Source organism: Neobacillus endophyticus, from assembly GCF_013248975.1.
Classification (GTDB): Bacteria; Bacillota; Bacilli; order Bacillales; family Cytobacillaceae; genus Neobacillus; species Neobacillus endophyticus.
On record NZ_JABRWH010000001.1, the window covers coordinates 5,186,697 to 5,198,867 of the forward strand.

At 39.0% G+C, this 12,171-nt stretch carries 13 protein-coding genes; all 13 read right to left on the minus strand.

What is annotated here, in order from left to right; translation table 11 throughout:
- Positions 1-90 precede the first annotated feature (90 nt).
- Positions 91-1,047 carry an L-lactate dehydrogenase gene (locus tag HPT25_RS25855; RefSeq protein WP_173070673.1) on the minus strand — a complete coding sequence of 319 codons (957 nt, stop codon included), beginning with the start codon at positions 1,045-1,047 and terminating at the stop codon, positions 91-93.
- 120 nt (positions 1,048-1,167) lie between these two features.
- A complete protein-coding gene (locus tag HPT25_RS25860; RefSeq protein ID WP_173070675.1) occupies positions 1,168-1,749 on the minus strand; it encodes a 5-formyltetrahydrofolate cyclo-ligase in 582 nt (193 codons plus the stop codon).
- Between the two features lie 59 nt (positions 1,750-1,808).
- Positions 1,809-1,958 carry a 50S ribosomal protein L33 gene (gene rpmG / locus HPT25_RS25865; RefSeq protein ID WP_082692947.1) on the minus strand — a complete coding sequence of 50 codons (150 nt, stop codon included), beginning with the start codon at positions 1,956-1,958 and terminating at the stop codon, positions 1,809-1,811.
- A 54-nt stretch (positions 1,959-2,012) separates the two neighbouring features.
- Positions 2,013-2,648 (minus strand): hypothetical protein, encoded by a 636-nt coding sequence (locus HPT25_RS25870; RefSeq protein ID WP_173070677.1) that lies wholly within the window; start codon positions 2,646-2,648, stop codon positions 2,013-2,015.
- Between the two features lie 50 nt (positions 2,649-2,698).
- A complete protein-coding gene (locus HPT25_RS25875) occupies positions 2,699-3,910 on the minus strand; it encodes a glycosyltransferase family 4 protein (RefSeq protein WP_173070679.1) in 1,212 nt (403 codons plus the stop codon).
- The gene (locus tag HPT25_RS25880; protein WP_173070681.1) at positions 3,910-4,464 is read right to left on the minus strand and encodes a DUF4912 domain-containing protein; all 555 of its coding nucleotides are present in this window, start codon (positions 4,462-4,464) and stop codon (positions 3,910-3,912) included. The genes HPT25_RS25875 and HPT25_RS25880 overlap by 1 nt, the downstream gene beginning before the upstream one ends.
- A 260-nt stretch (positions 4,465-4,724) precedes the next feature.
- Positions 4,725-5,384, minus strand: a complete 660-nt coding sequence (phoU, locus tag HPT25_RS25885; protein WP_173070683.1) for a phosphate signaling complex protein PhoU — start codon at positions 5,382-5,384, stop codon at positions 4,725-4,727.
- Positions 5,385-5,397: 13 nt separating this feature from the next.
- The gene (gene pstB, locus HPT25_RS25890) at positions 5,398-6,171 is read right to left on the minus strand and encodes a phosphate ABC transporter ATP-binding protein PstB (RefSeq protein WP_173070685.1); all 774 of its coding nucleotides are present in this window, start codon (positions 6,169-6,171) and stop codon (positions 5,398-5,400) included.
- A 12-nt stretch (positions 6,172-6,183) separates the two neighbouring features.
- A complete protein-coding gene (gene pstB / locus HPT25_RS25895; protein ID WP_173071484.1) occupies positions 6,184-6,993 on the minus strand; it encodes a phosphate ABC transporter ATP-binding protein PstB in 810 nt (269 codons plus the stop codon).
- 28 nt (positions 6,994-7,021) lie between these two features.
- Positions 7,022-7,909 carry a phosphate ABC transporter permease PstA gene (gene pstA, locus HPT25_RS25900; RefSeq protein WP_173070687.1) on the minus strand — a complete coding sequence of 296 codons (888 nt, stop codon included), beginning with the start codon at positions 7,907-7,909 and terminating at the stop codon, positions 7,022-7,024.
- The gene (gene pstC, locus HPT25_RS25905; protein WP_173070688.1) at positions 7,909-8,829 is read right to left on the minus strand and encodes a phosphate ABC transporter permease subunit PstC; all 921 of its coding nucleotides are present in this window, start codon (positions 8,827-8,829) and stop codon (positions 7,909-7,911) included. Before pstC ends, pstA begins: the two co-directional genes overlap by 1 nt.
- An 80-nt stretch (positions 8,830-8,909) precedes the next feature.
- Positions 8,910-9,818, minus strand: coding sequence for a phosphate ABC transporter substrate-binding protein (locus HPT25_RS25910; RefSeq protein WP_173070690.1), 909 nt, complete (start codon positions 9,816-9,818; stop codon positions 8,910-8,912).
- 270 nt (positions 9,819-10,088) lie between these two features.
- Positions 10,089-12,143, minus strand: coding sequence for a peptidoglycan D,D-transpeptidase FtsI family protein (locus tag HPT25_RS25915; protein WP_246277397.1), 2,055 nt, complete (start codon positions 12,141-12,143; stop codon positions 10,089-10,091).
- Between the last annotated feature and the right edge of the window lie 28 nt (positions 12,144-12,171).

Below are 12,171 nucleotides of genomic sequence, written 5' to 3' on the forward strand. Positions count from 1 at the left end.
CCTGTTTTTATTCTGTGAAACTACTCCGAATTTTATCCATCCTTTTTCCATAAAAGGTAACGAATGATCCATTAAGGAATCCTTTTCAGGTTATTGGAATTTCTTAAAAACTGGCGCCATCGTTTTCTTTAAAACTTCAACGGAATGCGTAAATTGTTCGGTTTCCTTATTGTCTAAATCGAGCTCAACGATCTCTCGGACACCTTTACGGTTTACAACCGCTGGCACACCAATGTATATATCATCTTGCCCATATTCTCCTTGAAGATAGGCAGAAACGGTGAGGACAGCATTTTCATTTTGCAAGATTGCTTTTGTTAATCGCGCAAGGCTCATGGCAATGCCATAATAGGTTGCACCTTTTCTTTCGATAATATGATAGGCAGCATCTCGTACATTTATGAAGATTTCATCCAGGTCCGCCTGTTTAAATCCTGTCTTATTTTTGGACCATTCAGCTATAGAAGCTCCGGCAATGTCTGCATGGCTCCATACGGGGAGCTCTGTATCTCCATGTTCGCCAATAATATAAGCATGAACATTACGTGCATCAACATTAAAATGATCTCCAAGTAAAAAACGGAACCGGGCTGTATCTAAAATAGTACCAGAACCGATAACTCGTTCTTTGGGAAGACCCGAGAACTTCCAAACAACATAGGTTAATATATCTACAGGATTAGTTGCAACGACGATAATGCCATCAAATCCACTTGCCATTATGCCGTTAACAATTCCTTCAAATATATTTGTATTTTTCTCCACAAGGTCAAGACGAGTTTCACCCGGCTTTTGATTGGCACCTGCTGTAATGACCACAACATCCGCCTGGCTGCAATCATCATAACTTCCATACCAAATCTTTGTATGTGCAGGTGCGAATGGAAGTCCATGATTTAGATCCATGGCATCCCCTTCCGCTTTTGTTTGGTTTAAATCAATTAAAACCAGCTCTTCGGTTATCCCTTGATTTAACAAGGAAAACGCATAGCTTGACCCAACAAAGCCAGTGCCAATAACAGCAACTCTATTTACCCGGTTTTTCAAAACAATCCCTCCTGCTTATCCCATTCAAAATTAGAATATGTTTTTTTAATGGAAATCATGTTCTCATTCAACCTTTTTCTAACGAAAAATACATATGAATTTGGTTTACTGTATTTTGTGTTATTTAAAATGTTCTGAACATCTAATTTCAATGATTTCGGTGGGGGTAATCAGTTTTGAAACAGGGATGTCATGCTTTTCAACAGGAAAATGCTGAACAACCTGTTCGTTGAAAGCCAGTGATAATGTATGCCCTGGGAAATTCCCCAAAAATCGATCATAATACCCGCCGCCAAATCCGAGTCGATATCCTTCTTTTGTATAAGCTAATCCAGGGACAATTAATAAGTCAATCTGATTTGCGGCAATCTCTTCTGTTATTTCTGGAATGGGTTCAAAGAGTCCATAGAATACCGATTCAAGCTGGCAAAACTCTGTTAATTCCCGGAAGACTAGCTTTTTTTCCTTTGGGATGCATTTAGGTACCGCTACCTTTTTCCCTAATTCCCATGCTCTCCGAATAATCTGATAGGTATCAACTTCAGGAAACTTTGAAATCGTAATTCCCACTATTTTCGCCTGTTGCCACTCAGCTTGTTCTGCTAGTCTGCTGGCGATTTTATAAGAATAATCCTCATAAATTGGTTTGGCCAGATGGGCAAGTGTTTCTTTCATTTGATTACGAATGGAGTTTTTATTCATAATTTTGCTCGAGTCTCCTTTCATAAAAAAACAAAAAAACAGCAGGGCAGCCCTGCTGTTTATTTTGTTTCGCGGTGTACAGTTGTACGTTTTTCTCTTGGGCAATATTTTTTAAGCTCAAGACGATCCGGATTGTTACGTTTATTTTTGTTTGAAATATAGTTTCGGTCTCCACATTCAGTGCAGGCTAACGTAATATTTACACGCATGTTATTTCCCTCCAAACATTAAGCTAGTAAAAATCATACGACTTTTCTATAATATCATTTTTCATACGGAATTGCTAGTATGTTTTTAAAAAGTGCACGTTCTAATGTTAGTAATTCACTTTTTTTTGAACCATTTATAGACCAAGTGCACAATTTATTCGTTTCATGCGGCTGAACATTCATATTAATAGCAAAAATACTCGCTGCAAGCCCTTTTGACATCGGCTGATACATTAAGCTGCCCTCTTTTACGGAGCTCCAAATCCGGTCTGTAAAAGCATTCCACAGCTGGATCGTCGTGTATTCTTTTATTCCATTTCCATGATAATGAGCATTCATAAGAAAAACATGTTGATTGGCATAATGATAAATTCTGTTTTCTACAGGTGAAATAAAAGTTAAAAGGTTTTGTTCGACATTTAAAGGAAGGTACATTCCCAACAATTTGATTTGTTTTACTTCTTTTCCATGGTTACTTACATAGATATTGAAAAAACGAATTTTGGAGTGAACTTGCTGCTGCTTTATTTTAATCATAAGGGATTCTTCAAAAAATACTTTCTCCGATTGATTTTGCAGCCAAAAATATTTCCCGTTTATCCATATCCCTGGAATAAAAGGAGGAAACTCTCTTTGGGGCCGATGCTTTGCATATTGAATCATTTTTTCAGTTTCGATAAAACGTTCCATCGGCTCACACCTTTTTATTTTTAATTATTTTTTTCCACAACTGGGTTCATTCATATCATATCTTCCATAATCTTGGCTGTTTCAAAAGCAATTCGGTTCCAGCCGTACTTGTCTTGTGCCATTTCCTTGCCACATCGTCCAATTTCCTTTGCCTGATCTGGGTTATTCATTAAAAACTCGATCTGCTCCAGCAAGCTGTTGGGATCTCCTGGTACCATCAGTAAGCCGGTATGTAGATGCTCGACTATCTTTTTCAAACCGCCTGTTTTGGAGACAATGGTAGGCTTACCAAGTATCATTCCTTCAAGAACTACTATTCCGAATGGCTCATAAAGACTAGGAATTACCACCAATTCACATTCTTTTAAAAGAGCATTTCTTTCATCATCTGTGATATAGCCGATGAAATCGACATATGCATCTAATTTTTTTGCTGCGATTTGATGGCGGTAATGATCGAGCATTGGCCCTTTTCCAGCAATGACAAAGTAATAATCCAGTCCTTTTTCCTTTGCAATTTCTGCAGCACTGATGATAGTTTCAAAACCTTTTTCCCTTACCATTCGTCCAATAGAAAAAATATATTTTCTTTGGGCTATTTTTGGAAACACATCACAAACCTTTAATAAATCCGCTGGATGATCGACTCCGTTTGGAATGACAGATATATTTTTTATTTTTTCTTTAAATATAGTGAAAAGCGAATCCTTCATATATTCACTGCAAACAATTAATTGGTCAGAACGTTGAATTAATTGCTGCTCTTTTTCGTGGATGAACCGCTGGATTTCATTGTAAATCCCATTATTTCTTCCATATTCAGTTGCATGAATGGTAGTAAGTAGAGGAATCCCCAGCATATCTTTGATAACAATGGCAGCTGTGCCGACTAGCCAGTCATGAGCATGGATCAAATCAAACTTCATCTCCAAAGCTAAGCATTCCGCTTTGAAAGCCATCGCCTGGTTTAATCCTCCGATCCATGCCAGAAAATTCTCATCCTGTCCATTAATAGGGGTCACCCGATGAACGTTTACTCCATTTTCAACTTCAAAGGTGGGCAAATCCTTTTGTCCGGCTGTTACGATATGAACCTCATGCCCTAATTTTGCCAAATGAACGGACAGGCCATAAACATGTCTGGAAAGTCCACCTATTACATTTGGCGGGTATTCCCAACTAAACATAAGAATGGATCTTTTTTTATTACTTACTATCTCATGTTTTATATTTAGATCTGTGCAGAATTCTTGTTTATTCATTACTTCCCCCCTATATTTGCCGGTACTCCATAATAGCTGTACGTACTTACTAGCTTCTGCCATTTTGGGGTTGCATCTTCGATATGATTAGCGATTAGGTCCTGAGCAGTTTCATTTTCAATAAGAAATTCATTTGATTGAATTTGAATACATTGGGATCTATAAAAAGGGAAAAAATCAAACTTATTTAGATAAATACCTAATTCTGCAATATAACGGCGGTGTTGTGGCAGTCCTTTGACATACCATTCTCCCTTTTGATAGGGAACTGCCATTTCATAAACGGAATGGGCATTATTTCCCGTGAAGCAGATATCCGTAACATCATAAATTCTTAGAATGGTCACAAGCTCTTCTGCCTTCAATTGAAAATAAACTGCTAAAATATTGAAAGGGAGTTCGGAAACGGGCCATGATACTCGTATTTTTTGCGGGGAAACAAGCAACAGCCGCATCCCTTCATTGAATGGGGCTATATGAACGGAAGGATGTACTTCCTTTTCATGATCCTCTCCGCTACTGTTTTTCCTATGGATGATTATTTCGTTTAACATCGGTTCCTCCAATCAAAACTATCACTATATGCCACAAAATACATTCTTATTCCTAATAGTTGCTATTTTTATCGTAACACTGGATCCTTAATGGCACAATAAACACAAATTGTCGGATTTTGTTTTTCCTTATTTTAACAAATAACTGTGAAGCTAGGCTGCTGCAATCCTCTCCATAATTTCACTCCTTATCACGAAAATGTTAAATCATATTGAATTTAAACAAAAAAAGATGAAGCCCATGCCCCATCTTTTTTTGTTTATGAATTTAAGTCATAGCGTTTTCCGGTTACAAGAAAAATAACATTTTCGGAAATATTGGTAGTATGGTCAGCCAGTCTTTCTATATACCTTGCGACGAAAGACAGCTGGGTAATCTGGTTTATATTATTTGGATATTGCTTAATATACCCCATAAGTTCCCTGATTAATTTTCCATACATTTCATCGACCTGATCATCTTTTTCTGCACATCTTTTGGCAAGTTCAATATCTTCAGAGTAGAAGGCTGTTAAAGAGTCTGTCAGCATATCCAAGGCGAGATCCATCATTTTAGGAATATCTACGATCTCTTTAATATGTTTTTCTGTACCAATGTGAATGGCTGACTTCGCAATATTGACAGCCATATCGCCTATACGTTCCACTTCGGAAGAAATTTTCAAAGCAGCAATAATTTTTCGCAAGTCTCCTGCAACAGGTGCTTCTTTTGCTATGAGGACGATGGCTTTTTCATTTATTTCATGGTCTAATCGATCAATCACATTGTCCCCATTGATGATCGCTTCTGCTTTATCAATGTCTTGCTTAATCAGTGCATCGATGGATTCCTTAATCGCATCTTCTGCTTTTCTGGCCATATCCAATAATAAATCTTTTAGCTGCTTTAAATTGCTATCAAAATTAGATCTTGTATGCATATTAACACCCCTATTAGCCGAATCTGCCCGTAATATAGTCTTCCGTACGCTTATCTGATGGACGTGAGAAGATATTCCCTGTTGCATCCAATTCCACCAGTTCTCCCATTAAGAAGAACGCCGTTTTATCCGATACCCTCGATGCCTGCTGCATGTTATGGGTGACGATGACAATGGTATATTTTTCTTTCAGTTCTAAAATTAATTCTTCAATCTTTAATGTGGAAATCGGGTCAAGAGCCGAAGTCGGTTCATCCATTAATAACACGTCCGGCTTGGTAGCAAGCGCCCTGGCAATACAAAGTCTTTGCTGTTGCCCGCCAGACAGCCCTAAAGCAGGTGTATGCAGCCGATCCTTTACTTCGTCCCATAATGCCACATCCATAAGTGATTTGATAACAATCTCGTCTAAATGAGCCTTTTTAGTCGTTCCATGGATTCTTGGTCCATAGGCAACATTATCGTATATAGATTGCGGAAAAACATTCCCCTTTTGAAATACCATTCCCACATTTTTTCTCAGCTCTACGAGATCCACTTTTTCATTTAAAATATTTTGGCCATTATAATTGATTTCACCGGTCATTTTCACATTTGGAACCATATTAATCATCAAATTCAAGGTTTTAATAAATGTAGATTTCCCACACCCGGATGGTCCGATCATCGCGGTAACTTCTTTTTTGGTAATAGGAAAGTTTATATTTTTTAATGCATGGTGATCCCCATACCATAAATTCAAGTCATTAATTTGAAAAATCTCTCTGCTAACCGTTAATATCGACATCAGATTTCCCCCTTATCCGAACCGTCCTGAGATGTATTCTTCTGTTTTCTTTTCAGCAGGATTGGTAAAAATCTTTTCAGTCACATCGTATTCAATCAAATCTCCGCTTAAAAAGAAGGCCGTTTTATCTGAAATCCGAGCAGCCTGCTGCATATTATGAGTAACTATGACAATGGAATATTCCTGCTTAAGTTCTACAATCAAATCTTCAACTTTTGCGTTAGATATGGGGTCCAGTGCAGAAGATGGTTCATCTAGAAGCATAACTGTCGGCTTCATTGCTATGGTTCTGGCAATACATAGGCGTTGTTGCTGTCCCCCTGAAAGAGCGAGAGCGGATTTGTGAAGCCGATCTTTGACTTCATCCCATAATGCCGCTTTCCTTAAGCTTTCTTCTACGATTTCATCTAACTGGCTTTTCTTTCTCATTCCAGAAAATTTTAAGGCATGGGTGATATTATCATAAACTGATTTTGGAAACGGATTTGGCTTTTGAAATACCATCCCAATTTCTTTTCTTAAGGCAACCACGTTTATACGGTCTGATAATATATTTAGCCCCTCATATAAGATCTCTCCTTCAGCCCGCGCTCCCGGAATAAGATCATTCATTCTGTTTATACTGCGCAAAAAGGTTGACTTACCGCAGCCGGACGGGCCGATAAGGGCCGTAACTGAGTTTTTTTCGATATCCAATGAAATACCATTTACTGCGCGTTTTTCCCCATAAAAAATCTCCAGATTATTGACATTTAAAATATGTTCACTAGGGATTGGAGTATTCATCTCGGTCGTTTGCTCCACAGTTTCTTTTTCCTTCATGGCTGTTACCATTCTTTTCACCCTTTTCTTATTTTGTAGCCGTGACTTTTCTATGAATAAGACTGCCTAGCCATCTGGCCATTAAGTTAAAAATTAATACAGAAAGGACTAAAACAGCGGATGAACCATTTGCAACATCTTTTACGTCCGGGATTAAGCCTTGTGTGTTTACGGCCCAAATATGAACAGCCAGTGTTTCAGCTGGACGAAATAAATTTAGTGGCGATGTCGGTGACAAAGGATTCCAATCGGTATAATCCAGTCTCCCAGTTGACTGTCCTGCTGTAAACAATAGGGCTGCTGCTTCACCAAATACTCTTCCTGCTGCAAGAATAGCACCTGTTAAAATGGTTGGGAAAGCACTCGGAAGTATGATCGTTTTAATCGTATGCCAATGGGTAATCCCAAGGGCAAGACTGGCTTCCTTTTGGTCACGCGGAACGGAACGGATGGCATCTTCACTGACCCTTACCATAACAGGCAGGTTAAATACTGTAAGAGCAAGCGCCCCCCCAATAATGGTGTATCCCCAACCTGTTAATGTTACAAACATTAATAATCCAAACATCCCAATGACAATAGAAGGAAGGGAAGCCAAGACTTCGATACAGGAACGAATGGAATTCGTTAATTTTCCTGGCTTTGCGTATTCAGCCATATAAATGCCGCCGCCAACTCCGATCGGGACCGTAATAATCATGGTGACAAAGAGAACATAAAACGAATTAAATAATTGGTCACGAATTCCTCCGCCAGCCAGCAAATTACTGGAAGGAGTGGTTAGAAAATGTATGGAAATATGCTTAAGTCCATTGATTAGGATAAAAGATAAAAGACCAGCCAAAATGGCAACAATGACAAGGGCTATGGCAATAAAAACGCCGGTGGCAACCCGATCGGCTGCTTTTGAATTCATTAGATTTTCCTCCTTGATGACAAATAGCGGATCAACAGAATAAAAGCAAACGACATAATTAACAGCAATAAGCCCATAGCCCAAAGAATATTATTTTCAGGGCTGCCGAACGTTGTTTCACCCATATCCAGCGTAATAATTGTAGTTAATGTTGCGGAAGCATCCAAAAGGCTGTGCGGCATATCTTTCACGTTACCGATAACCATTTGAACAGCCAAAGCTTCTCCGAATGCCCGAGCCATACCAAGGACGATCGCAGTCAATAAATTAGGCAGCGCTGCCGGTATTAATACTCTTCGTATCGTTTGCCAACGGGTTGCCCCTAAAGCGAAAGAGCCTTCACGCAGAGTATTTGGCAGTGAACTCATCGCGTCAGTTGCAATAGTCGTAATGGTCGGTAATATCATGATCGACAGTACAATCATTCCTGAAAGTAAACTAAATCCAAGTCCGCCAATATGTGTCCTCACAAATGGTACCAATACTGTAAGCCCGATGAATCCATAAACAACAGATGGAATACCTACTAAAAGTTCAATGACAGGCTGTAAAATTTTTCTCCCCCATGAAGGCGCAATTTCTGTCATAAAGATAGCCCCGCCAATACCTAGAGGTGCTGCTATTAATGCAGATAAAAACGTAACAGCAAATGAACCTACGATAAAAGGCAGCGCACCGTATAAAGGCTTTGCCGGATCTGCAGGATTCCATTGCTTACTGGTTAAGAACTCAATAAGACTTACACCATTTTTTGTAAATGATTGCACCCCCTTTGTAGCAAGAAAGATGGTAATAGCAATTGTTGCAGAAATCATGATAATTGCACATAAGAAAACAATGATTTTCCCTCTGACTTCACCGTTCATCCAATTTTTTTCAGATTTCAATAATCTGGCTTTTGCTGGAATAGATTTTTCCATAAAAAGTAAGACACCCCTATTTTACGTCATAATAGGGTAAATGCCCTCGAGCATTTACCCTCTTCAATTATGATTCATTCTTATTTTTTCGTTGTATTACCTTGAGCATCGCGTTGTACTTGCATTTTGCTAACAGGGAGGTATCCTTGTTTGGTAACTAAACCTGTTTGAACCTCATCGCTCATCATATAATCAAGAAACGCTTTTTCAAGATCAGTTGGTTGACCTTTTGTATACATGTGTTCATATGCCCAAACCGGGAATTTACCAGACTGCACGTTCTCAGCTGTTGGTGCTACACCATCAATTGACAAAGGTGTTACTGAATTATCAGTTAGATAAGAGAATGCAAGGTAACCAATTGCTCCAGGTGTTTCGCTGATAATCTTTTTAACCGTATTAGAAGCATCTTGGGTAATTCCTTCTGCAGGTTTTGCACCATCTAATGCAAATTTATTAAAGATCGCACGAGTACCTGAAGATTCTGGACGGTTAACAAGGGTAATTTTTTGATCAGCGCCGCCAAGCTCTTTCCAGTTTGTAATTTTTCCAGTGAAAACTTTGATTAAATCCGCTTTTTTAATGTCTTTAATCCCCACTTTAGGATTGATAGCTGCAGTCATTCCGACTACTGCCACTTTATTATCAGTTAAACCAGTAATTTTCTTATCTTCTGCAAAAACATCGGAGTTACCAATTTGCACTGCACCTTGGGAAACCTGGGAAAGGCCTGTACCAGAACCTCCGCCATTCACTTGAATGCTAACTTTTGGATTTTTATTCATAAATTCTTCAGCAGCAGCTGCAACTAATGGCTGTAATGCTGTTGAACCAGAAATGACTAATTGGCCGGAAAGTTCTTTTGTTTGAGTAGTTTTAGAAGCACCTTGATTAGACTTGTCTGTAGATGCTCCGCCTCCACATGCAGCCATCACGATCATTAATGATGCCATCATTGCAGGAAGGCCAAATTTTTTCAAACGTTTCATTTGTTTAATTCCCCCTAAGAATTTTGGTGGTTTATGTCTTTGCCTTACATGTTTTATATTAACGTTGAACTGTAAAGCCTGTTTTAACCCAATGTAAAGGTTTTGTAAATTTGCATAACAAAAATCATTTTGGGGCATAAAATATTTATATTTGCGATATCCCCTTGCTTGCATTTTCATTACATTTCAATCATCTAACTTTAGATTGCTCGATTTAAATTTTTTTATAAAAAAAACACTCATCTCAAAAGAGACAAGTGTTTTCCATTCTTATTGACCGCTTGTTTGATTAGCGGAATTCGCTGCTGAATTTGCAGTAGATGTAGTTCCGTTTGTTTCACGGGCTTTCTTTAGATCAAAGTAAGCTTTAAATACATCACTACCAAGTAAATCAGCTAAAGGTGTACCAGTGCCTGAATAGGCCCAAGGAACAAGAACTGCAACGGCCACTTCAGGATTATTAAATGGTGCAAAGCCCACAAGACTTGTATTAATAACATCTGTGCCCCATTTACTCCGGTCCGATCCATAATAGAAAGCTTGTGCAGTTCCCGTTTTTCCTGCAGGGTCATAAGATGCCCCCTGAAAATAACTGTATGCCGTACCGCCAGGTTGCATGACCATATGAAACCCCTGTTGAACACGTTGAATCCAAGAATCCTTCATATCGATTCGATCGAGGACATTTGGTTCAATTTCTTGAATAACTGATCCCGGCTGGTTACTTGTGCTATCAGGTTCACGAATTTCCTTGACAATATGCGGCTGCATCCGATAACCGCCATTCGCAATCGTCGATACGTATTGTGCCAATTGTAAAGGTGTATACAGATCATATTGTCCAATGCCTAAGTCAAGCATATTTCCAGGTTTTCTTCCTGCACCTTGTACCCCAGGTGTTTCATTTGGTAAATCAATTCCAGTTCTTACCCCCAGACCAAACTCACCAAAATAATTTCGCAGTGTATCAAAGGTTTTCATATTTAAATCCAGCGGCCTACCTGGTACATACTGACCACCGGCCATGGCAATAACCGTTTTCCACATATAAACGTTGGATGAAACTTGAAGTGCCGTTAAATCGTTAATTAAACCAAACGTTTTCCATGACTTCTTAAGTGGTGTTCCTTTAATATTTAACTGTTCATCCAATTGTTCGGATCCAGGATGAATCGCACCAGTTTGATATCCGGTTAAGACAGTCGCACCTTTTACTGCAGAGCCGACCGAATATGATGTGGTAAAAGTCCCCAGAGCATCATCTTGCATCACTTCTTTGCCATTAGCATCCGTCACAATTTTCTTACCAACTAATGAAAGGATTTCCCCTGTATGTGGGTCCATGACCACAACGTAAGCCCGGTCTAAAAGGGCAGAATTCGGATCTTGCTTTTGCTGCCACATACGGCCTTCAACGATTTTTTCCAATTGCTGCTGAAGATCCATATCAATCGACAGTTCAAGGTCGTCCCCTCTTTGTCCTTCGTTAACAACTTGTGTGGATATAACCTTCCCAGATGGATCCGTTATATTTTTCACTTCGGCTTTTTGCCCATGTAATACATTTTCATATTCCTGTTCAATATAGCTTGTACCCACTCTGTCATTTCGGCTGTAATCCTGTGCCAGATATTGTTCAGCCAAGTCCTTCGGCAAGCCGGTTTGAGCGGAAGAAACATTCCCTAAAACAGATTTCAATGTATCGCCAAAAACATATTTTCGGTCCCAATCAGTGGTAGTGTCAACACCTGGGAGATTTTCTAAGTCTTGACTTACTGCAGCAAATTCCTCAGGTGTCACATTGTTATTTTTAACAATTTGCGGGGTTAAAGCATAACCGCTATTAAATTGCTTCAGAATCGCAATTGTTTTTAATTCTTCATTTGAAAAATTCAACTCGGATGCCGGGATTCTTTGAAGCTGCATTTGATAGACTTTCTTACTATCCCATTTTTTTTGTTCAGCTTTGGTAATTAATTTACTGGCTTTTTTAGGATACTTAATTAACCAGAAATCCCGCTTATCGCGATCACGAATCTTCGATGTGTCGATGCTGATCAACTTCGCCAGCTTTTCAGCTGTGTCCAGCATTTGCTGCTGCGTTGTATTCTGTGATCTTGTATAAGTGATCGCATTTAATGGTGAATTATCAACAATGACATTTCCATTTCGGTCATACATTTTTCCTCGCGGAACCGTATTGCTTACCGTGACGGCATCCGTTCGCTTCAATTCCCGCTGGTATTCATCACCATACACGATTTGCAAGAAACCCAGCCGCATAATTAATGCAGAAAAAAGTATAAACACAACAAGGAAGATCATGTTCAAACGAAAAGGAACATGAGACTTT